Origin of the sequence: Aequorivita aquimaris (assembly GCF_001573155.1) — a bacterium.
GTDB lineage: Bacteria > Bacteroidota > Bacteroidia > Flavobacteriales > Flavobacteriaceae > Aequorivita > Aequorivita aquimaris.
In genome coordinates, this window is sequence record NZ_JRWG01000013.1 from 25,652 (window position 1) to 46,154 (window position 20,503).

Consider the following 20,503-nt stretch of genomic DNA (forward strand, 5'->3'; position numbering starts at 1 on the left):
CCCAAAATAAATGTTTGCTAAAATCCTAAAAACGGATTTCCCTCCCAGTGAAAAACCTACTATGGTTTGGGACGGCGAATGTGGTTTTTGCAACTACTGGATAACTCGGTGGAAATCTAAAACCGAAAATCGTATTCATTATAAAACATTTCAAGAGGTTTCGGATAAATACCCTGATATTCCTTTAAAAGAATTCAAAAAAGCATCGCGGCTTATTGAAACCAATGGTCTCGTTTATAGCGGCCCAGATTCCGCCTATCGAAGTTTTCTATACTTCAAAAAACCCAATGTAAAATGGCATCGATGGTATTCAGAAAATCGATGGTTCAATTACCTCAGCGACCACATATATAATTACATAGCCAAGCACCGAAGCTTTATGTTTACGCTTACTAAAATTCTCTTCGGAAAAAACCCCAAAACCATTAAACCTTACTGGTTTCTAATACTTCTTTTTATTCTGATACTTATTTATTTGCTCAACAAATTTTTATAACAAAATTTTAAAAGTATTCATCATTCGATTGCTTATTTTTAAGTTACAAAAACGAATAAACTATGCTTTTCAGAAAAAAGAAAGATAAAAAACCTTCTAACATTGCTATGATGGATTCTAAAATTAACGAAGAATACATTGAGGAAAAAGTAACTAAAATAAGAGACGAAGATGTTGAATTAGTAATGGAAAATGAGGAGGCCATTTCCAAAAAACTGAGCAATGCCAGTCCTTTACGAAAATATGCCGAGCTCGGAAAAATTATGTTCGCAATGCTGAAAGACGTTAAAAAAGGCACTTATCCAAACGTGCCGTGGTTTACAATTGCCTCCATAGTGGTAGCGCTTTTATACGTTTTCAACCCTTTTGATTTGGTGCCAGATTTTATTCCGGGAGTTGGTTACATAGATGATTTGGCTGTACTGTCAATTGGCATGGGTTGGATCGAAACTGATCTTCACAAATATTTGGATTGGCGTTTGGCGGAAGGCGAAAAAGTTTAACCCTTTCGCTGTTCTCTTGCCAAAAGTGTGTTTTTAAGAAGCATAGCAATAGTCATTGGTCCAACACCACCTGGTACAGGTGTTATGAACGAAGCTTTTTTACTTACATTCTCAAAATCAACATCACCTGTAATCACATAGCCTTTGGGGTGGTCAGCGTCTTCTACCCTTGTTATACCCACATCGATAATCACTGCATCATCCTTAACCATTTCGGCCTTCAAGAAATTGGGAACTCCCAATGCTGAAATAATAATATCTGCTTGGGTGGTAATCTGTGCGATGTTTTTCGTGTTGCTGTGCGTAAGTGTAACGGTACTGTTTCCTGGCCACCCTTTGCGGCTCATTAAAATACTCATTGGACGGCCAACTATGTGGCTTCTTCCAATAACTACGGTGTGTTTTCCTTTGGTATCAACATCATAACGCTGCAATAACTCAAGAATTCCAAAAGGAGTGGCAGGAATAAATGTACTCATATCCAAAGCCATTTTTCCGAAGTTTTCAGGGTGAAATCCATCCACATCTTTTGAAGGATCTACGGTAAGCAACACTTTTTGGGTATCAATTTGTGGAGGCAATGGCAATTGCACGATAAAACCGTCTATATTGTCATCCTCGTTTAATTCCTTAATCTTTTTAAGTAATTCCAGCTCGCTTGTGGTGTGCGGCATTTTCACCAAAGTAGATTCAAAACCAACCCGTTCGCAAGCCTTAACCTTACTCCCAACGTAGGTGAGGCTCGCACCATCGTCGCCAACAATAATTGCGGCAAGGTGAGGCACTTTTTCACCATTGGCCTTCATTTTTTCAACTTCAGCAGCTATTTCGTTTTTTATGTCGTTGCTTATTTTTTTTCCGTCTAGTATTGTCATGTTCTTTAGTTTTCAGTCTCAGTCGCAGTTTTCAGTGGGGGAATTATAATTAAAGACCTTCTTCATCTACTCCGAACTTCCCTGGATTGTTTATCATAAAATTGATTAATTTCCCTATTTCAATATTTTCTTGAGTCAATTCCTTATAAAGATTTTCATTCAGGTATTCACAGGCAAAAGCATAATCCAGCCATACACTTGTTTCCGAATTCTCACCATCAGAATCGGTTAATTTGCTGATATAATGTCGCGGATATTTTCTTTTTCTATAAGCCTCTGCAATATTAGCGGAAACAGAACGTGAACTTCGCCGTATTTGGTCTGTTAATGAATAGGTTTCTTCTTTTGGAAATGATTTTGAAACATTATAGATAGCCATCCCCAAATCGAATGATTTTTGATAAGCTATCAATTTTTTAAAATCCATATCTAATATCTGTACTATAACTAAATCTGAGACTGAGACTGAGACTGAGACTGAGACTGAGACTGAGACTGAGACTGAGACTGAGACTGTAAACTAAATCAACGCATCTTCCCCATAGCCTGCATCATCTTGCGTCCGCCGCCGCCTTGCATCATCTTCATCATCTTGCTCATTTGGTCGAACTGTTTTAGCAATTGGTTTACCTGCTGAACGCTGGTGCCGCTTCCTTTAGCGATTCGTTTTTTTCGGCTTCCGTTTATAATTGCCGGCTCGGTTCTTTCTTTTGGAGTCATTGAGTGGATAATGGCTTCAATTCCCTTAAAAGCATCGTCATCGATATCAACATCTTTCAAGGCTTTTCCTGCTCCGGGAATCATTCCCACCAAATCCTTCATGCTTCCCATTTTCTTAACCTGCTGAATTTGGTTTAGGAAATCGTCAAAACCGAATTGGTTCTTCGCAATTTTCTTTTGAAGTTTTCTGGCTTCCTCTTCGTCAAACTGCTCCTGCGCACGTTCCACAAGCGAAACAACGTCGCCCATCCCTAAAATACGGTCGGCCATACGCGCGGGGTGAAACACATCAATGGCGTCCATCTTTTCACCGGTACCGATAAACTTGATAGGTTTATCTACAACACTCTTAATAGAGATGGCAGCACCACCACGGGTATCACCATCGAGTTTTGTGAGTACAACGCCGTCAAAATTCAATCTTTCGTTAAAGGTCTTTGCCGTGTTTACCGCATCCTGTCCGGTCATCGCATCGACAACGAAAAGGGTTTCCTGTGGGTTGATGGCTTTATGGACGTTTGCAATTTCCGTCATCATCGCCTCGTCTATCGCAAGACGACCGGCAGTATCCACAATTACGACATTAAAGCCATTTTGCTTGGCGTGGGCAATTGCGTTCTGTGCAATTTGGACCGGATTTTTATTTTCGGGTTCGCTGTAAACCTCAACGCCTATTTGGTCTCCCACAACGTGCAATTGGTTAATTGCCGCAGGACGGTATATATCACAGGCTACCAAAAGCGGTTTTTTTGTTTTTTTGGTTTTAAGATAATTGGCAAGTTTTCCAGAGAAAGTAGTTTTACCACTACCCTGCAATCCAGACATTAAAATTACCGTCGGGGAGCCACTTAAATTAATGCCAGCGGTTTCGCCACCCATCAGTTCGGTAAGTTCGTCCTTTACCAATTTCACCATCAATTGACCGGGCTGCAAGGTGGTAAGTACGTTTTGGCCCAGGGCCTTTTCCTTTACGGTATTGGTGAATTCCTTTGCGGTTTTAAAGTTGACGTCGGCATCTAAAAGGGCACGGCGCACTTCCTTTAAGGTTTCGGCTACGTTTACTTCAGTAATGCTGCCGTGACCTTTCAGTACGTGCAGCGCTTTGTCCAGTTTATCGCTTAAATTATCGAACATATTCTTGCTTTCTTTTTGAGAGTTGCAAAGGTAAAAAAAAGTTGGCAGTATTCAGTTGCAGTATTCAGTATTCGGTACCCTGCAATTCGTCATATAGTTTTCTGTAGATTTGCTGTCTCCGTTTTTTTTAAATGAAATTTTAAAAAACAAACAACAAAAAATATTTATACGGCTTTTGTATATTGCCAACTCGCAGAAAACTTATGATAAAAGAAAAAATACTCTCACCTTTTCAGAAATTCGTCAACCTTCAGAGCTCTACCGGTATATTGCTTTTGGCAACCACTATCATTGCACTGGTCTGGGCAAATTCGGCCTTTTCGGAGAGTTATCAATCTTTTTGGAAATATGAAATCGGCATTGTTACGGACAGCTTTGAACTGGTAAAACCTTTGATACTTTGGGTAAATGACGGATTGATGTCTATTTTCTTTTTCTTAATCGGGCTGGAAATAAAACGCGAATTTTTAATCGGAGAGTTAAATTCCACCAAAAAGGTAATGTTTCCACTATTTGGAGCTTTGGGCGGCATTGCCCTGCCTGTAATTCTATACTTAGTCCTCAACCAAAATCCGGACACCCTAAAAGGTTGGGGAATACCCATGGCTACTGATATTGCCTTTGCCCTGGCTGTATTGAAAGTACTTGGAAACAGAGTTCCCACCAGTTTAAAAATCTTCCTCACCGCCTTTGCGATTGTGGACGATTTGGGGGCGGTGCTGGTAATTGCCATTTTTTACAGTGGAGAGCTAAATTTGGTCATGTTGGGCGGCGCCTTGGGGCTTCTGGCCCTCATTTACATTTTAAGCTATAGAGGTTTATACTCCGAATTTGTAACCATTATTGCCGGATTTATCGTGTGGTTATTTTTTTTAAAAGCGGGCCTCCATCCTACCCTGGCGGGAATCCTAATGGCATTTGCGGTTCCGGTTCGTCAGAAAATAAGCACTGATGAATTTACCGACCAATTGGACAGTATTGTAAAAAACATAAAGGAAAGCACCATTCTGCAAAAACCCGTTCTTTCTGGCGAACAGCTCGAACTGATTGACGATTTGGAGGATTGGTCTGATAAGTACCGATCGCCGTTGCAGCATTTGGAACACAAACTGCACAACTGGGTGGCATATTTGGTGATCCCTATTTTCGCACTTGCCAATGCCGGAGTGGCCATCAACGGTGAAGGTGGGCTGGAAACGGCTTTGGTCGTGAACATTATGATCTGTTTGATTTTGGGGAAAAGCATCGGGATTTCAACCGTTATCTTTGCGGCGCGGAAGTTAAAGCTAATAGAAGTGCCTTCAGATATTACAAACAGACAGATAATCGGGGTTTCATTTTTGGCGGGAATCGGATTTACTATGGCCATCTTTATTGCCGGTCTTGCCTTTAACAGTAGCCCGGAATATATAGATTCCGCTAAAATAGGAATCTTGATCGGCTCGTTTATTTCTGCCATTCTTGGATATGGAATCCTTCGTTTTAACTCAGTAAAAGGAAAGTTCGGCCCTGCTCCGAAAGCTTAATAAAATCATTATTTAAATTATTTTAGGAAAGCCCTGTCTTCCCCGCGCCCTCCACTGCCACGATGCGATGTGGAGGGAAATTGATCATTTAAAACAGTTTACTGGCCTTTCAAAACAATAATTGGTCATTCACCGCATAATCGAATATTTCCAAACCGTTTCGAATTAATTTCACTTCCTTAAACAGCTTTCACAACCAAAATTTAAGCTATAATTCGAATTTATTATGACGAAACCATTACTATTATGCAGCCTTTGCCTCCTTTTATTTTTCACCGAAAAAACTAGGGCACAATCCTTTGAGGAAACCACTTTTGAAGATATTACCACCACGCCTTCGGCCTCGCGAAGCGCCAATTTTATTGATGTGAACGGCGATGGATGGGATGATATATTTTTCACCAACGGACCCGCCGCGGGGCAAAACAATATGCTTTATTTAAACAATGGCGATGGCAGTTTTACCACCGTAAATGCAGACGATATTGTTTTAGACAACGACCGCTCAGACGGTGCCAGCTTTGCCGATGTTGACAACGATGGCGATTTGGATGCCGTGGTGGTCACTTACGGCAGAAATGGTACGGGGAAGAAAAATTATTTCTACCGAAACAATGGCAACGGCACTTTTACATACGAACCCGATAATGCCATTGGAATTCCGTTGACCTATTCTGAAATGGCAAATTGGATAGACCTCAACAACGATCAGTATTTGGATGCCTATATTACCAACAGTGTGGTTTCCACCCGAAATCTTTATTTTGAAAATCAGGGCAATGGCTCTTTTGAAGCGGTAACCGGTCTGTCAATTACCAGTGAAACGCTTGCTTCGCGCTCCATAAATTGGATAGATTACGACGGCGATGGCGACAGCGATTTGTTTATTGCGAATGAAAACGATGCCAACAATTCCCTTTTCAGAAATGATGGACCTGATAATTTCACACAAATCACCAATCTGGCCATCACACAAAACGGAAGGAATTCCGCCGGCAGCTCGTGGGCCGATGTGGACAACGACGGCGATTTCGATCTTTTTGTGGCAAATTGGGACGGACAAAGCAACCAACTTTTTCTCAACGAAAATGGAACTTTTGTAGAACAGACAAGTTCTGCCATTGCGCTCGAAATTGGAAGTTCATTTGGTTCCGCCTTTGCCGATGTTGATAACGATGGCGATTTGGATTTGTTGGTTTGCAACGCCTATTTTCCGGGCCAAATTACAAATTCACTCTTTATAAATGACGGAAACGGTGTTTTTACCAAGGACACTAACAGTGCGCTGGCAAACCATCAGGGCAATACGTTTGGCTGTGCTTTCGGCGATTACAACAACGACGGGTGGCTGGACGTTATTTTGGCGAATACCTTAAATGAAAACCAGGCCAATTCTCTTTTCAAAAATACTGGCAGTGGAAACAATTGGATAAAGATTCGTTGTGTTGGCGATCCGTCCAACGGTTCTGCGGTGGGCGCCAAAGTGCGGGTTCGGGCGAACATTAATGGAAACGAAGTATGGCAAATCCGACAAATTGAAGCCGCCAGTGGCTATTGCAGCCAAAACAGTTTTACTAATCATTTTGGATTGGGCAACGCTACAAATGTGTCTGAAATTAGGGTTGAATGGCCTTCGGGCACGGTGGAAACTTTTACCGATATTGAAGAAAACAACACCTATTTGGTCGTGGAAGGCAATGGCATTCAGTTGGGCACCACTACTCAAATTAAATATGGCTACGTAATTTATCCCGTGCCTGCAGAGGATATTTTGGTAGTAAATTTTCCAAAGGATGATATAAATTCAAAAGTTGAGATTTTTGATTTAAATGCTAGAAAAGTAAAAGAAGGCACAAACAACAATGCAGTTTCCATTGAAATGGATATTAGTCATTTAAATGCGGGAACCTATATTTTGAAAATCACCAATAACAACCAAGTCACCTCACAAAAAATAATTATTAAATAGAAACCTACTGTTCCTAAGTGTTGGTTTGTTAGTGAGCGTGTTGGATTTCCACTATGGAAATTCAGCACGTTTTGGTATCTTCACTTCACCAAAAACCAAAATTGATGAAACTTTTACGCACAGATTCCAACAACCCAGATTTTGTTGAATTGGTAAAACAGCTGGACGCAGATCTTGCCATTCGCGATGGCGATGACCATGCGTTTTACGATCAATTCAATAAATTGGACGCTATAAAACACACTGTTGTGGCCTATAATGAAGCCAATCATGCAGTGGGTTGCGGTGCCATCAAGCAGTTTGAAACAGGAACTATGGAAGTAAAGCGAATGTTTGTTCCGCTTGAAGAACGCGGAAAAGGAATTGCGGGGGAAATTTTAAAAGAACTGGAAATCTGGGCAAAGGAATTGGGCAACGACAAATGTATTTTAGAAACCGGAATAAAACAGCCGGAGGCCATTTCGCTATATAAAAAAAGTGGCTATAGATTTATTGATAATTATGGCCAATATGCCGGGGTGGAGAACAGTGTTTGTTTTGAAAAGTTATTGAAACATTAAAAGCATGAAAAAATCCAAAGACGCCATAAAACTGAAAGACGCCGTTGCCATCGGTATCGGCGGGATGGTGGGCGGAGGGATTTTTGCAGTTTTGGGGCTTGCGGTCTCGCTCTCCAAAGGCGGTACTCCCGTAGCATTTTTAATGGCAGGTATTATTGCCCTTTTTACCGCATACAGCTACTCAAAGCTGTCGCTTGTCTTTCCCGACCGTGGCGGTACGGTTAAATTTGTAAACGAAGGTTTTGGTCGGGGTATTTTTAGCGGGGGAATCAATAATGTGCTCTGGGTGAGCTATATAATCATGCTTTCGCTTTATGCCAGCGCCTTTGGCTCGTATGCGCCCAACCTTGTTTCCATTACCGGGTCAAAAGCGATGGACACACATATTTTCGTATCGGGGGTTGTATTGTTGGCAACGCTGATAAACTACTATAGTCTAAAAGTGGTGGGCGAAATTGAAAGCCTTGCGGTTTTCGTAAAACTCTTTATTTTATTGGCTTTTACGGGGATTGGAATCTACGGCCTCTTTAGCAGCGCCAATATTGACCAACTAAATCCCGCCAATTGGGAAAGTCCGTTGCAACTACTTACGGGCGGGATGGTAATTTTTGTGGCCTATGAAGGTTTTGAGCTTATTGCCAATGCCGTTCCCGACCTAAAAAACCCAGAAAAAAATGTTGCGCGCGCCTATTTTATATCGGTTGGGTTTGTGGTTTTGCTATATATACTTATTGCCATGGTAACCGTCGGTTCCTTGAGTTTTGATAAGATTGCAACCGCCAAGGATTACGTTTTGGCCGCGGCCTCCAAACCTATGATCGGGCAGATTGGTTTTACCGTAATGACTATTGCCGCACTTATTTCAACCTTTTCTGCAATAAACGCAAGCCTGTATGGCGGGAGCCGGGTAAGCTATGAACTTGCCGAGGATGACGAACTGCCCCACGCCTTTACAGATCAGTTTTGGAACAAGCCCATTGGCCTATTAATTACCGTGGTGCTCACCCTGCTTACCGCCAATTTTTTAAACCTTGAGAGTATATCCACTTCGGGCAGTGCCGGCTTCCTGCTAATATTTGCCGTGGTAAATTATGTAAGTTTTAAAAAGGCCAAAAAGATAGATGCGAGCAAAACCATCAGTTTGATGGGCGCCATACTTTCAGCCGTTGCCTTTATAGTCCTGATAATCCAGCAATCTACCTCAAACTTATTGGGTGTGTCCATTTCGTTGGGAATCATCTGTATTTGCTTTGTTATGGAGTGGATTTACAAAAGGAAAATTTCAAATAAGGATTCATAAAATTTCATTTTTATAAAAAATTTCTTTGTGCTTTTATTCTTTAATCGTAATATTGCAATGAACTTATATAGCAATTATGGGAATCACAAAAACTGAAATATTTACCGAGCAACAAAATGAAATTGCAACCTTTGCCAAAGCTTTTGGGCACCCGGCGCGCGTGGCCATTCTTCAGCATTTATTCAAAATAAACGCTTGTATCTGTGGCGATTTGGTGGAAGAAATCGGTTTGGCGCAACCTACAATTTCACAACATTTAAAGGAACTAAAAAACCTCGGCCTAATTAAAGGAAGTATTGAGGGCACTAGCATTTGCTATTGCATAGCTACAGAAAATTGGATCAAAATGAAGAAAGTAATGATGCAGTTTTTGGATCAGGATATTTCCAATGAAAGCTGTTGCTAAAAAAGTTTAAACTGAAACACAAACCAAAAATTTCAAAAAAAAATGAAAAACGAACAAGAATTAAAAGATATCGTAAAAGACCGATACGCCAAAATAGCCGAACAGGGCAAGGCTGAAAACGCTGCCTCCTGCTGCGGTGCAACAACGCCTTCAAATAAGGTTTATAATATAATGATGGATGACTACTCAGAAACGGGCGGTTATGTAGAGGATGCAGATTTAGGGTTGGGCTGTGGCCTTCCTACGCAATTCGCGAAAATCAAAAAAGGCGATACCGTTATCGATTTAGGTTCGGGCGCGGGTAATGATTGCTTCGTGGCAAGACACGAAACGGGGGCCGAAGGCAAAGTTATCGGAATCGATTTTACGCCGATAATGATAGAAAAAGCCCGTGCAAACGCGGAGAAATTGGGCTTTAATAATGTGGAATTCCGTGAAGGAGATATAGATGCGATGCCAGTAAGTAACAACGTTGCGGACGTAATAGTGAGCAATTGTGTTTTAAACTTGGTACCGAACAAACAAAAGGTAATCGGCGAGATTTTCAGGGTATTGAAACCGGGCGGGCATTTTAGTATTTCCGATATCGTTTTGGTTGGAAACCTTCCAGATGCCCTTAAAGAAGACGTCGAAATGTATGCCGGCTGCGTGGCGGGAGCAATCCAAAAAACGGAATACTTACAATTTATAGAAGATGCGGGGTTTCAGAATATTCAAATTCAAAAGGAAAAACCGATCGTAATCCCGAATGATATTCTTGAAAAGTATCTTTCCGAGGAAGAAGTGAAAACCTTCAACAATGCAGGAACAGGTATTTTCAGTGTTACAGTCTATGCTGAAAAACCGGGAACAAAGCCTGAAAAACCGAAAAGACAATTGGCTGAAATAAATGATGAGCCCTGCTGCTCCCCGGACGGTAATTGTTGCTAGTATGAATCTGATTGAAATTTCAGAAGAAAACTATCCCGAAGTCGCCCGAATTTATGGCGAAGGCCTGCAAACAGGCACTGCAACTTTTGAAACCACCATCCCCAGTTGGGAAAAATGGGACAGCGGGCATCTTCCCTTTGGAAGAATAATCGCAGTTGAAGATAACAACTATTTGGGTTGGGCCGCCCTCTCCCCTGTTTCCAGTCGCTGTGTTTACGGTGGCGTTGCCGAAGTGAGCGTATATGTTGCGGAAACGGCAAGAGGAAAGGGTGCAGGAGCATTTATTCTGAAGAATTTAATAGAAATTAGTGAGGCCAACAATATCTGGACGTTGCAATCGGGAATATTCCGTGACAATGTAGCCAGCCATAAATTGCATATAAAATGTGGCTTCCGCGAAGTAGGCTACAAAGAAAAAGTAGGTCAACTTCGCGGTGTCTGGAAAGACAATGTGCTTTTGGAGCGACGCAGTAAAATAGTAGGTGTATAATACACACAAATAAAATGAAGTTATTAAAACCTATCCAAGAATATATAGAAACCTTAGGCACAACAAGTCTTTCCGAAGAAAGAAAAACCGTTCTGCAACCTCTTATTGATTATATAAATTCAAAAAAGAAGGAAGAAAAACCAATCCAGCTTAACTTCATCTGCACACACAACTCCCGCAGAAGCCATTTGGCGCAGATTTGGGCGCAGACCATGGCGGAATACTTCGGAATAAAAAGTATTAAGTGCTATTCCGGCGGAACGGAAGCTACAGCCGTTTACCCAATGGTGGTGGAGACTTTGGAAAACACGGGCTTTGAAATTTCGAAAGAAGGAGATAGCAAAAACCCTGTTTATAGCATAAAATATGCTTTGGAAAAATCGCCGATTATTGCTTTTTCAAAGAAATATGATGACGAGGCTAACCCCGCAGCAGATTTTGCCGCAATTATGACCTGTTCCCAGGCAGATGAAGGCTGTCCTTTTGTGGCTGGTTCGGAAAAACGGATTGCAATAATGTACGAAGACCCAAAAATCTCGGACGGTACACCTCAGCAAAAAGAAGTGTATTTGGAACGCAGTATCCAGATCGCGACCGAGATGAAATTTATTTTTTCACAAATCATTTCATAAAAATTGGCTTCAACTAAAAAATTAAGTTTTCTCGACAGTTATCTCACGCTTTGGATTTTTATTGCGATGGCGCTGGGTGTTGGCATCGGTTATTTTGCGCCCAATTTTCCGGAGTTTCTGAATTCCTTTAATAGTGGCAGCACAAACATTCCCATAGCCATTGGTTTGATATTAATGATGTATCCGCCCTTGGCAAAGGTAAATTACGCACTATTGCCAAAGGTTTTCCGAAATACAAAAATTCTTTCCATTTCGCTTGTTCTCAATTGGATTATTGGCCCTGTGTTGATGTTTATTCTGGCAATTATCTTTTTAAGCGACTATCCGGAATATATGGTCGGACTTATTTTGATTGGTCTGGCGCGTTGCATCGCCATGGTTTTGGTTTGGAACGACCTGGCCGAAGGTAGCAGTGTATACGGTGCCGGTTTGGTTGCGCTGAACAGTATTTTTCAAGTGTTTGCCTATAGTTTTTACGCTTGGCTTTTTATTACGGTGCTTCCGCCCTATTTTGGGTTTGAAGGGGCCATTGTGAATATTTCCATAGCGACAATAGCAGAAAGTGTTGCCATTTATTTGGGGATTCCGTTTGTAATGGGAATATTTAGCAGACTTATTTTAGTGAAACTTAAAGGCGAAGTATGGTACAATCAGAAATTTATTCCCGCAATTTCTCCCATAACCCTGATTGCGCTTTTGTTTACCATTGTAGTCATGTTTTCCCTAAAAGGTGAATTGATTGTGCAAATACCAATGGATGTTTTGATTATCGCCGTGCCCTTGCTTATTTATTTTGCATTGATGTTCCTTATTGGATTTTTCGTTACAAAAGCGATGGGGACAACCTACGATAAAACTGCAGCAGTTGCTTTTACGGCGGCCGGCAACAATTTTGAATTGGCCATTGCAGTAGCCATTGTCGTTTTTGGATTAAATTCCGGGCAAGCTTTTACGGGGGTAATTGGCCCATTGGTAGAAGTTCCAGCTTTAATTTTATTGGTGCGGGTTTCTTTTTGGCTACGGAAGAAATATTTCACAAAAGAAACACTTAAACCACATTCCTGATTTAAGTTTTGAATTTGAGTGAAAAAAATGTTTTATTTTGGCTTAATGAATCCAAAACTAAAAGCCAAAATAATCAGGTTCAGTTTTTTGCTGAATGCCTTTATCTTTTTTATTGGCGGACTGGGCCTAGTGGAGGATGGCAAGACTGGGCTGGCAATGCTTCAATTTGTAACAGCGGTTTTTAACCTATTTATGGTACTGGGCAAACTTTCCCCAAAAAAATACTTAAGACTGAACTACACTATACTCGGCCTCAATATACTTGTGGCGGCAAGTACGGCTTTTGATTATTATGTGATGGGGAAGGGAAAAATTACCTATGTCTGGTTTTTTGCAGCCGCTATGTACGCTATTGCCCTCGGAGTACAAATAGTAAAACAGCGGCGCGCCGTATAAAGGATGTGGGTCCTGGGACGGGCAAACTGGAGGCACACAGGAAGTATCTATGGGGTATATATGAAGTATAGTCGGCATGGAGTCGGCATAAGTCGGCTTACGGTCGGCTTGCAGTCGGCATAGGGTCGGCTTGAAACACTTGTTTTTGAGAGAAAATGTTTCTAAATTTATATTAGAAACCAACAAGCGGTAATTATGGGAGGATTTAACTACGAAAATAATAAAAAAAATCCCCGGATTTACAAGAACAGCGAAGAATTAACATTGTGTAGCGTATTTGTCAAGGAATTCAAGATTTCGCTACATCCTATTCTTTGCCATTTAAATGACGGCAGCCTGCACCAACGCCTGATGCAATTATTCCTGAAAATCAAGGCGCTTGATAAAGATTCCGTCCCCGGATCCAGAAATGTAGGGCAAGGGTTAAAAACGCTAAAGGGACAGCAGTTACTACGGGAATTCGTATTTACGCCGAAGGCAGGCATACGGCAGCATTTTGGAAATCCGAGGATCGACGCCTTGGATTTTTCATTGGAGTGGGCAAGATTCAACCCGGCTGATGCCAAATTTCCCAAAGGCGCCACCCACTTTGAGCTATTCTATTGCCTGCTTGTTTACGATGCAGCTACCAATACCTTTGTTACTTATGAGGCTCCTATCCTTAGGAGATCCAAGGAGGATCGGTCTGAAAGATTAGTGCAAACACTTGAGGGGGGACCCACAAAAGAGGAAGGACTACAGTATATACCTGTTTTGGGATTACGGTTTATGGAGGTCCTGGGGGAAGAGGAATATGCGAATTTTGGCAAGGATGCGGTTGGGATTGAGGTTTTAGGGGTATATATGAGTTGAAGGGGTGAGTTTTAAATACCAAATTCCAAATCACAAATTCCAAATCACAAATAATTTTAAATACTCAATATTTCAATACAGTATAGGAGGTTGCGAGGGGGAGATGTTTTGCGTTTAAGGGAAGGGATATTTGAAGGGATGATGGCTACATTTTTATAAAAGACAGTAAGGGCAAGCGCGACCGGCATACGGTATTGAGCCCTGTGCTCCTGGTACTCTTGCGACAATATTACAAGCAATTTAAACCCGCTTACTGGTTGTTTGAAGGCCAGGATGGGGGGCAGTATTCTTCCAAAAGTATACAGAGTATTTTTAGAAGTGCGGTGAAAGCCACCAATTCAAATCCGTGGAGCACGCCGCACACGCTTCGGCACAGTTTTGCCACCCACCTTATGGAGCGTGGCGTAAACATACGATACATCCAGAGCGCCCTGGGTCATGCCAGCACGAAGACCACCGAGGTTTACACCCGTGTTTTGGGAATAAACAGTAAAACATTAAAGAGCCCCTTGGATACCTTGTATGAATCGGTTACATTTGATAAATCACAGAACATATGACATGCGCACATGTGTGATATAGCAGCAATAGGCATGTCGTATATACACATGTTGGCAAACATATGAAAACAAACTACATTCTTTACCTATTAATTTTGTGCTTTACGACGATAAGCTGTGATAATTTATCTGAAAAAGAAAAAAAAGCTCAAGAATATATGGCTCAAATTGCCACTAATACAAACAAAATGATGAAGCTACCAGCAAAAGTTGATGACTACACTTTTGCGGAGAAAGTTAAATTTGATAGAAATACAAACACAATCATTTATAGTTATGTAATCGACAAAGAAGATTATGGCTCTGACACGCAATTTCATAACACTTTTAAACAGATAGAAAGTGAACAAATAAATAGAGCAAAAGAAAATCAAGGTAAAAATCCAAATTATCAAACATTAGGAATTATTATAAGGTCAATTTATAAAAACAAAGAAAATGACATTTTATATAGTTTTGATATAACCCCAAAAGACTACATAAAAACTGAACTTAAACAGTCGAATACCAAGAATGACAAGGATTTAGCCAACTTATTTTCAGATAACGCTTTTCAATTAGAGTTTAATCAAGGTGTAAATTTTACATTTGGAGAAAAATTAAATCAAGCCAAAAAATGGGATTATGTAACGAAAGATTCAACAGAAACGACAACTTTAAACTTAAAAACCGATATTGGAAATCCATTTGGAGAGATAGTAGAAAAAAACGAAATAACTGTTGAGATAGTTTTAAAATATAAAACTGGTACAGTTAAATTTCAATCAAAAAAATATCGTGATTACCTTACAGTTTCAGAAAAATTAAAAGACTTTAATGTAACTAACTTTTTTGAAAACAAATCAACAAGTTTAGAGGAGTTGCAAAAATACGCAGATTATCTTGACGTAATTAAAACTTATGTGGTTGAGGACAAATCAAACAAAAAGGAGGTTGAACAAAATGAAAAAGACAAAAAATCAATACAACAACTTACATACAAATATTCTGATAAAGACTTAAAAAATCTTGAAAAATCGCTTGAAGAATTTGAAATCTATTTTGACAATAGCGAACAATTCAATTACTTTATTGATTTAACTAAAGACCAAATCAGTCCAAATTTGATTAATTCAAAAAGTAATTTCTGTTTAAGATTATTTAACGACTTTGAACAAATTGAAGATAGTAACGATATAAAACAAATTCCAACTATCAATAAATTTAAGGTAGAAAATGCAGAGGTAAACATTTATTTTACTGCATCTAACACAAATGGCTTTGATTTTAATGATAAAGTAAAAACAATTAATATTAAGGAAAAATGGAACAACCATTTTGTAAATAATAACATCTATGAAAAATAAACCATTAATCCTTCTCGAAGTTCTTGAAAAGTTTAAAAACAAAAAAGGAGAATTATTTGAAGTAGTTAAGCCAAAAAACATATTGCTTGAAATTATTGATAAAGAACAAAATTCGGACTTTTACTTTAACATCGTGGATTATAAAATAAGCGAAAAGTTTGAAATACAAATTGACAGAAAACCTCAAAGTAAAAGGCAGACAAAAAACTATCAGGAATGGATTGAAGCTTCTGAACTCGAAACTAAATTTAACGATTGGACAAAGCTATTAGAGGAATACGAAAAACTAAAAGAATAAATACGTTTGCCAACAAAGATCTGAGTTGAAAAACAAATCTTTTTAGTTCAATTTGGATACAAATTTCTCATCATAGGGCAAACCGCTTTTTGCGATTGCAAATGCCTGTTTCAGCAGTTTGTTAGCCACCGCAATAAGTGCCAGTTTTTTGCTCTTTCCCTTTGCCGCAATGCGTTCATAGATCTCCCTACAGGCTTTGTTGTGCTTGTACGCCGAGAATGCGCACAGGAAGAGAAGGTTCCTGAGTTTCTGGTTGCCCACCTTTGATATTCTGCTCTTGCCCCTCGCTGGTGCGCGATTGCATTGCGTTCCTCGCTGGATTGCATCGCGTTCCATCCAGATTGTTCTTCAACTGCTAAAGACTCGTTCAACCCTCCCTATTTATAAATTCACTTACATGCACGAGCAGGTCCACGGCTTAAAGCTTTTTTCCCTATATTTGATTTCTCCCCACTTAATTTGCGTCTTATTACGGTTTTCCGTACTGCAAAAGCTTTACTTTTAAATTTATATTTGGAATCAATAACTTGCGCACATGTGCGGGATAACAGCAATAACAGTTTAAAAACATGCGTATATACACATGTTAGCGGCAAGCTGTCCGAAACCAACAACTAACATCAAACCAAAAAATTATGAAACAACCTGAAATTTTGAAAGGACATTTCCAACTGACTTTTTGGACGTGTATTTTGTCACTTTTCTCAGCATCAACGCTATTTGCCCAGTCATTTGAAGAGCTTAACCATCTGGAAGGCAACAAAACAAAAACTTATTATAGCAACGGCTCAAAAGAACAAGCTGAAACAATGGCAAAACGTTGCGACAATGTTATCTCATTTTACAAATCGCTTATCAACTTTGAGCCAACCGTTACTTTATTGGTTTTATCGCCAGACGACTGGAGTAAATACACCAAGTTTCCGGTTTATGGAATGCCTCATTATGATGATGTCAAAACCCTTATTGTCGCATCGGAAGACAACGATTTTTGGAAAAGTTTCATTCCACCGTTAGACCAGCTTCCAAAAGAACTTGCTCAACAAATTTCCAAAACATATTCTGACAAAAACAATTCATTGTCAATGCGTGACTTTTTCGATTTGTTGGCTATTCACGAATTAGGACACGCATTTCACGAACAAGGCGGACTTACTATGCAACGCAAATGGATGGGAGAATTGTTTGCCAACATTCTACTTCATACTTACATAGCAGAAAAAGAACCCGAATTGTTACCTGCTCTTACAGTTTTTCCACAAATGGTTGTATCGTCAACAAATAAAAGTGAATTGAAATTTACCACATTAAATGAACTTGAAAACAATTATGACTTGATTGGTCAAAAATACCCCAAAAACTATGGATGGTATCAATGCCGTTGGCACAAAGCCGCAGGTGAAATCTATGATTCGGGAAAAACAAAGGCGTTTAAAAAACTATGGCTGGCATTGAAGAAACAGAATGAATTGTTAGATGATGCTGCTTTTGAAAAATTATTGTCAAAAAAAGTGCATAAAAGTGCTGCAAACGTTCAACTGAAATGGGACGAATAAAAGCCAGCCGCTAACAAGGTATTGCCAAAAGCGGGGCTGAACGGCTTCGATTGGACATTTGTGCAAGGTTCAACAGTTGTAATTCTATTGAACTTTTGTGCTAAAATTCCCCGCCTTCGGCAATACCCAAAACGTTATGGGCAAGGTAAAAAATGACAACACAGAAAATAAATAACGTTAAACAAACAATTGGATTTTTCTCAATGACCATAGCTTGGGCATTGATGAATATTCTGAATTCAATTTACCTTGTTTCAGAAGATGGAAAAGCAGACGACAGCGGAGTTATTATTTTTTGGTCGGGACTTTTCATAACAATTGCTTGGGCTATTTTTATTATTTGGCCATTAAATCGACTTGAACATTCAAAAAAATTATTCAAACCCCAAATATTTATTTTAGTATCGACAGTTTATGGAGCATTGACATATTCAATAATTGTAGGTGGAATTTTTAGAAGTTTTGAATTAGTTACAATGTTTTTACCTCAGGCAATTCTAGTCGGGTTTTTCTTCGGACTTGCCTACTCGGTTTTAATAAAGAACCAAAAACTAATCGAATTACTTAACCAAAGACCATTAACAAAGACAATCTTCTTTCTATCGCCAGTAATAATTCTAGGATTTTTTTTGTGGTTTTTACCGCTTGTCGCACCAAACTTGGTTTACCGTTATATGACTGATGAAATCCGACAGAAAATTGTGGTTAAGACAATACCAAAATTCAAAGTAGGAGACGAAATCGAGCCTTTGAAAAAGGCGTTACCAGGATATTTTGACCACATAGAGAATGGTTCAGGAAATATGTCAGCAACTATGGAAGATTTTGCATTTGTGATTCAAGTAAACTGCGGAAAAATAATAAGACTCGAATATGGACAAAGCCAGTTCGATATTGACGGAACGATTTACGGAAAATTACAAGAAAAACCCTGCCCATAACAAAGATCTGAGTTGAAAAACAAATCTTTTTAGTTCAATTTGGATACAAATTTCTCATCATAGGGCAAACCGCTTTTTGCGATTGCAAATGCCTGTTTCAGCAGTTTGTTAGCCACCGCAATAAGTGCCAGTTTTTTGCTCTTTCCCTTTGCCACAATGCGTTCATAGATCTCCCTACAGGCTTTGTTGTGCTTGCACGCCGAGAATGCGCACAGGAATAGAAGGTTCCTGAGTTTCTGGTTGCCCACCTTTGATATTCTGCTCTTGCCCCTCGCTGGTGCGCGATTGCATTGCGTTCCTTGCTGGATTGCATCGCGTTCCATCCAGATGGTTCTTCAACTGCTAAAGACTCGTTCAACCCTCCCTATTTATAAATTCACTTACATGCACGAGCAGGCCCACGGCTTAAAGCTTTTTTCCCTATATTTGATTTCTCCCCACTTAATTTGCTTCATCTTACGGTTTTCCGTACTGCAAAAGCTTTACTTTTAAATTTATATTTGGAATCATTAACTTGCGCACATGTGCGGGATAACAGCAATAACAGTTTAAAAAACATGCGTATATACACATGTTAGGCAACATTTGAAACAAAATTTTCGAATTTAATTTAAACTATGGCAGAATTATCAGAAGATATTTTAATGGCAACTTTTGCTGGAATGGCAAGAGGAAATGATGACTTGGTTTATTTTGACAAGGAAAAAATAGACGTTCTCTCATATGTAAACGGATATTTATCTTCAATGTTAGGTGACCAATCAGAATCAAATAGGTTACTTGCAAAACGAATTTCAACTGGAGACACAACTGATTACATTGATGAAAGTCGATATATTTTAATTGATAGACTTTCAGCAACCGAGTTTTTGACGGAATATAAAATTCAGTCAAATGGGCAAGAACCTTTTTATTCATTTCCAGAACTTTTCAGCAAAGAAGTTTTAAAGGACTTTTCCTACGATAATCAAATAACGATTAATGATTTGACTTTTAGCAACCACATTCAGCAAAAATTTCATAAAATATTTGGAGAAAATTATCAGTCAAGAGTGAATGAATTAAAAGATAATTACACAAACTTGTTTGAAACCACTTGCGATAAAATATCCAAAAAGTGGATTAACAATAAAATATTTAACAGAAAAGATATGAACGAAAATGAACTTTGCGACAAAATCGCACAAACTTTAAAAAATCAAATTGAGAATGAATTTGACACTAAAGTATTTGAATGTGGCTTTTACAGTAAAAATTCAACAGAATTTAGAGAATTACAACCATTGGGAGCAATTCCACCAGACAATGCAGAGCATATTTTTTATTTTTTGGTTCCTTTAGATGATGCTGATAATATAATTTTTAACAACTATTATGAACTTTTTCAAGCCACTCAAAGTGGATTAATGTTCTCACCATCAGGCAGAAGAGCAACATACGAATTTCAAGAAAATTTGCGAGAAGATATTGAATTGGTAAATTTCATTTCAAGAGCAATAGAAAATCACGTTTATCCAATCGGCTCAAAAAGGGTTACAAATTATAAACCGACTGACAATATTGTAAAAAATGCAGAAAAAATTGAAGATTTAAGGTATCGTTTTTTTCGATTTTATTTACCAAGAATGACTTAATAAAAAACGTTGCCTAACAATGGTAACCGTTGCACAACCCCTTAATTTTTTTAACCTGAACCAATATAAGCCGTTTTAAGCGGCTTTGTTTTTTTGATTGGACTTGAGAATGAGCCAAATTTGGTGCTTTTAAAAAAAGCCATGCTACATTCTGAAGCACTATTTTTGGCAAAAAATACAAAACAAGGCTTTCCGCCCCGCTCTTTGCGCGTTTTTGGATAAACTTGAGGTATTTTTTGAGGTTGTAGGCCGTCGCCGAGAGGTGCATGCATTTGTTGGCCTGTTTGATGCCAATGGTATTGACCTTGCGAAGC

At 39.3% G+C, this 20,503-nt stretch carries 22 protein-coding genes and 3 pseudogenes; 19 read left to right on the plus strand and 6 right to left on the minus strand.

Features of this window, described 5'->3' with window-relative positions:
- The first annotated feature begins 10 nt into the window (after positions 1-10).
- Positions 11-496 (plus strand): thiol-disulfide oxidoreductase DCC family protein, encoded by a 486-nt coding sequence (locus tag LS48_RS13875; protein WP_062623097.1) that lies wholly within the window; start codon positions 11-13, stop codon positions 494-496.
- A 62-nt stretch (positions 497-558) separates the two neighbouring features.
- A complete protein-coding gene (locus tag LS48_RS13880; protein ID WP_062623098.1) occupies positions 559-999 on the plus strand; it encodes a YkvA family protein in 441 nt (146 codons plus the stop codon).
- Here the strand turns inward: LS48_RS13880 and LS48_RS13885 are convergent.
- The 3 genes from LS48_RS13885 to ffh form a co-directional block, all read right to left on the minus strand.
- A complete protein-coding gene (locus tag LS48_RS13885; RefSeq protein WP_062623099.1) occupies positions 996-1,874 on the minus strand; it encodes a bifunctional 5,10-methylenetetrahydrofolate dehydrogenase/5,10-methenyltetrahydrofolate cyclohydrolase in 879 nt (292 codons plus the stop codon). The two genes, LS48_RS13880 and LS48_RS13885, sit on opposite strands and share 4 nt — an antisense overlap.
- A 49-nt stretch (positions 1,875-1,923) precedes the next feature.
- Positions 1,924-2,301, minus strand: a complete 378-nt coding sequence (locus LS48_RS13890; protein WP_045081088.1) for a four helix bundle protein — start codon at positions 2,299-2,301, stop codon at positions 1,924-1,926.
- Between the two features lie 98 nt (positions 2,302-2,399).
- The gene (ffh, locus tag LS48_RS13895) at positions 2,400-3,728 is read right to left on the minus strand and encodes a signal recognition particle protein (RefSeq protein WP_045081087.1); all 1,329 of its coding nucleotides are present in this window, start codon (positions 3,726-3,728) and stop codon (positions 2,400-2,402) included.
- Between the two features lie 203 nt (positions 3,729-3,931).
- Here ffh and nhaA point away from each other — a divergent pair, with 203 nt between their 5' ends.
- The 14 genes from nhaA (at position 3,932) to LS48_RS13965 (ending at position 16,058) form a co-directional block, all read left to right on the plus strand.
- Positions 3,932-5,254: a Na+/H+ antiporter NhaA gene (gene nhaA, locus LS48_RS13900; RefSeq protein ID WP_062623100.1), complete on the plus strand. Its 1,323-nt coding sequence runs from the start codon at positions 3,932-3,934 to the stop codon at positions 5,252-5,254.
- Positions 5,255-5,480: 226 nt separating this feature from the next.
- Positions 5,481-7,223: an FG-GAP-like repeat-containing protein gene (locus tag LS48_RS13905; protein WP_062623101.1), complete on the plus strand. Its 1,743-nt coding sequence runs from the start codon at positions 5,481-5,483 to the stop codon at positions 7,221-7,223.
- Between the two features lie 104 nt (positions 7,224-7,327).
- The gene (locus LS48_RS13910; protein WP_062623117.1) at positions 7,328-7,783 is read left to right on the plus strand and encodes a GNAT family N-acetyltransferase; all 456 of its coding nucleotides are present in this window, start codon (positions 7,328-7,330) and stop codon (positions 7,781-7,783) included.
- Between the two features lie 4 nt (positions 7,784-7,787).
- Positions 7,788-9,083 (plus strand): APC family permease, encoded by a 1,296-nt coding sequence (locus LS48_RS13915; RefSeq protein WP_062623102.1) that lies wholly within the window; start codon positions 7,788-7,790, stop codon positions 9,081-9,083.
- Between the two features lie 76 nt (positions 9,084-9,159).
- Positions 9,160-9,489 (plus strand): ArsR/SmtB family transcription factor, encoded by a 330-nt coding sequence (locus tag LS48_RS13920; protein WP_062623103.1) that lies wholly within the window; start codon positions 9,160-9,162, stop codon positions 9,487-9,489.
- 42 nt (positions 9,490-9,531) lie between these two features.
- Entirely contained in the window at positions 9,532-10,419 is an 888-nt protein-coding gene (locus LS48_RS13925; protein ID WP_062623104.1) for an arsenite methyltransferase, read from the plus strand.
- Between the two features lies 1 nt (position 10,420).
- On the plus strand, positions 10,421-10,909 hold the full coding sequence (locus LS48_RS13930) for a GNAT family N-acetyltransferase (protein ID WP_062623105.1): 489 nt from the start codon (positions 10,421-10,423) through the stop codon (positions 10,907-10,909).
- Positions 10,910-10,923: 14 nt separating this feature from the next.
- On the plus strand, positions 10,924-11,541 hold the full coding sequence (locus LS48_RS13935; protein WP_062623106.1) for an arsenate-mycothiol transferase ArsC: 618 nt from the start codon (positions 10,924-10,926) through the stop codon (positions 11,539-11,541).
- Positions 11,542-11,544: 3 nt separating this feature from the next.
- Complete coding sequence (gene arsB / locus LS48_RS13940; protein ID WP_076692484.1) at positions 11,545-12,606, plus strand: ACR3 family arsenite efflux transporter; 1,062 nt, start codon at positions 11,545-11,547, stop codon at positions 12,604-12,606.
- Between the two features lie 27 nt (positions 12,607-12,633).
- On the plus strand, positions 12,634-13,002 hold the full coding sequence (locus LS48_RS13945; RefSeq protein ID WP_062623107.1) for a hypothetical protein: 369 nt from the start codon (positions 12,634-12,636) through the stop codon (positions 13,000-13,002).
- Positions 13,003-13,197: 195 nt separating this feature from the next.
- A complete protein-coding gene (locus LS48_RS13950; protein WP_062623108.1) occupies positions 13,198-13,854 on the plus strand; it encodes a hypothetical protein in 657 nt (218 codons plus the stop codon).
- A gap of 149 nt (positions 13,855-14,003) precedes the next feature.
- On the plus strand, positions 14,004-14,414 hold the full coding sequence (locus tag LS48_RS14995; RefSeq protein ID WP_117590234.1) for a tyrosine-type recombinase/integrase: 411 nt from the start codon (positions 14,004-14,006) through the stop codon (positions 14,412-14,414).
- Positions 14,415-14,476: 62 nt separating this feature from the next.
- Positions 14,477-15,760: a hypothetical protein gene (locus tag LS48_RS13960; protein WP_131807734.1), complete on the plus strand. Its 1,284-nt coding sequence runs from the start codon at positions 14,477-14,479 to the stop codon at positions 15,758-15,760.
- Positions 15,750-16,058: a hypothetical protein gene (locus tag LS48_RS13965; RefSeq protein WP_062623110.1), complete on the plus strand. Its 309-nt coding sequence runs from the start codon at positions 15,750-15,752 to the stop codon at positions 16,056-16,058. Before LS48_RS13960 ends, LS48_RS13965 begins: the two co-directional genes overlap by 11 nt.
- 42 nt (positions 16,059-16,100) lie before the next feature.
- Here the strand turns inward: LS48_RS13965 and LS48_RS13970 are convergent.
- Positions 16,101-16,343, minus strand: a pseudogene (locus LS48_RS13970) (transposase); the annotation flags it as partial.
- A 350-nt stretch (positions 16,344-16,693) separates the two neighbouring features.
- On the opposite strand from LS48_RS13970, the gene LS48_RS13975 reads away from it, so the two are divergent.
- Both LS48_RS13975 and LS48_RS13980 read left to right on the plus strand, forming a co-directional pair.
- On the plus strand, positions 16,694-17,614 hold the full coding sequence (locus tag LS48_RS13975; protein ID WP_076692486.1) for a hypothetical protein: 921 nt from the start codon (positions 16,694-16,696) through the stop codon (positions 17,612-17,614).
- Between the two features lie 152 nt (positions 17,615-17,766).
- Positions 17,767-18,555, plus strand: a complete 789-nt coding sequence (locus LS48_RS13980; RefSeq protein WP_131807735.1) for a hypothetical protein — start codon at positions 17,767-17,769, stop codon at positions 18,553-18,555.
- Positions 18,556-18,584: 29 nt separating this feature from the next.
- Here the strand turns inward: LS48_RS13980 and LS48_RS13985 are convergent.
- Positions 18,585-18,827 (minus strand): annotated as a pseudogene (locus tag LS48_RS13985) (transposase); the annotation flags it as partial.
- 345 nt (positions 18,828-19,172) lie between these two features.
- On the opposite strand from LS48_RS13985, the gene LS48_RS13990 reads away from it, so the two are divergent.
- Positions 19,173-20,189, plus strand: a complete 1,017-nt coding sequence (locus LS48_RS13990) for a hypothetical protein (protein WP_062623113.1) — start codon at positions 19,173-19,175, stop codon at positions 20,187-20,189.
- A 184-nt stretch (positions 20,190-20,373) separates the two neighbouring features.
- Here the strand turns inward: LS48_RS13990 and LS48_RS15785 are convergent.
- Positions 20,374-20,503 (minus strand): annotated as a pseudogene (locus tag LS48_RS15785) (transposase); the annotation flags it as partial.

Excerpts from the sequence above, each read along its gene's own strand:
- LS48_RS13875 (WP_062623097.1), top strand. The coding sequence starts at position 11 with ATGTTTGCTAAAATCCTAAAAACGGATTTCCCTCCCAGTGAAAAACCT.
- LS48_RS13880 (WP_062623098.1), top strand. The coding sequence starts at position 559 with ATGCTTTTCAGAAAAAAGAAAGATAAAAAACCTTCTAACATTGCTATG.
- LS48_RS13885 (WP_062623099.1), bottom strand. The coding sequence starts at position 1,874 with ATGACAATACTAGACGGAAAAAAAATAAGCAACGACATAAAAAACGAA.
- LS48_RS13890 (WP_045081088.1), bottom strand. The coding sequence starts at position 2,301 with ATGGATTTTAAAAAATTGATAGCTTATCAAAAATCATTCGATTTGGGG.
- ffh (WP_045081087.1), bottom strand. The coding sequence starts at position 3,728 with ATGTTCGATAATTTAAGCGATAAACTGGACAAAGCGCTGCACGTACTG.
- nhaA (WP_062623100.1), top strand. The coding sequence starts at position 3,932 with ATGATAAAAGAAAAAATACTCTCACCTTTTCAGAAATTCGTCAACCTT.
- LS48_RS13905 (WP_062623101.1), top strand. The coding sequence starts at position 5,481 with ATGACGAAACCATTACTATTATGCAGCCTTTGCCTCCTTTTATTTTTC.
- LS48_RS13910 (WP_062623117.1), top strand. The coding sequence starts at position 7,328 with ATGAAACTTTTACGCACAGATTCCAACAACCCAGATTTTGTTGAATTG.
- LS48_RS13915 (WP_062623102.1), top strand. The coding sequence starts at position 7,788 with ATGAAAAAATCCAAAGACGCCATAAAACTGAAAGACGCCGTTGCCATC.
- LS48_RS13920 (WP_062623103.1), top strand. The coding sequence starts at position 9,160 with ATGGGAATCACAAAAACTGAAATATTTACCGAGCAACAAAATGAAATT.
- LS48_RS13925 (WP_062623104.1), top strand. The coding sequence starts at position 9,532 with ATGAAAAACGAACAAGAATTAAAAGATATCGTAAAAGACCGATACGCC.
- LS48_RS13930 (WP_062623105.1), top strand. The coding sequence starts at position 10,421 with ATGAATCTGATTGAAATTTCAGAAGAAAACTATCCCGAAGTCGCCCGA.
- LS48_RS13935 (WP_062623106.1), top strand. The coding sequence starts at position 10,924 with ATGAAGTTATTAAAACCTATCCAAGAATATATAGAAACCTTAGGCACA.
- LS48_RS13945 (WP_062623107.1), top strand. The coding sequence starts at position 12,634 with ATGTTTTATTTTGGCTTAATGAATCCAAAACTAAAAGCCAAAATAATC.
- LS48_RS13950 (WP_062623108.1), top strand. The coding sequence starts at position 13,198 with ATGGGAGGATTTAACTACGAAAATAATAAAAAAAATCCCCGGATTTAC.
- LS48_RS13960 (WP_131807734.1), top strand. The coding sequence starts at position 14,477 with ATGAAAACAAACTACATTCTTTACCTATTAATTTTGTGCTTTACGACG.
- LS48_RS13965 (WP_062623110.1), top strand. The coding sequence starts at position 15,750 with ATGAAAAATAAACCATTAATCCTTCTCGAAGTTCTTGAAAAGTTTAAA.
- LS48_RS13975 (WP_076692486.1), top strand. The coding sequence starts at position 16,694 with ATGAAACAACCTGAAATTTTGAAAGGACATTTCCAACTGACTTTTTGG.
- LS48_RS13980 (WP_131807735.1), top strand. The coding sequence starts at position 17,767 with ATGACAACACAGAAAATAAATAACGTTAAACAAACAATTGGATTTTTC.
- LS48_RS13990 (WP_062623113.1), top strand. The coding sequence starts at position 19,173 with ATGGCAGAATTATCAGAAGATATTTTAATGGCAACTTTTGCTGGAATG.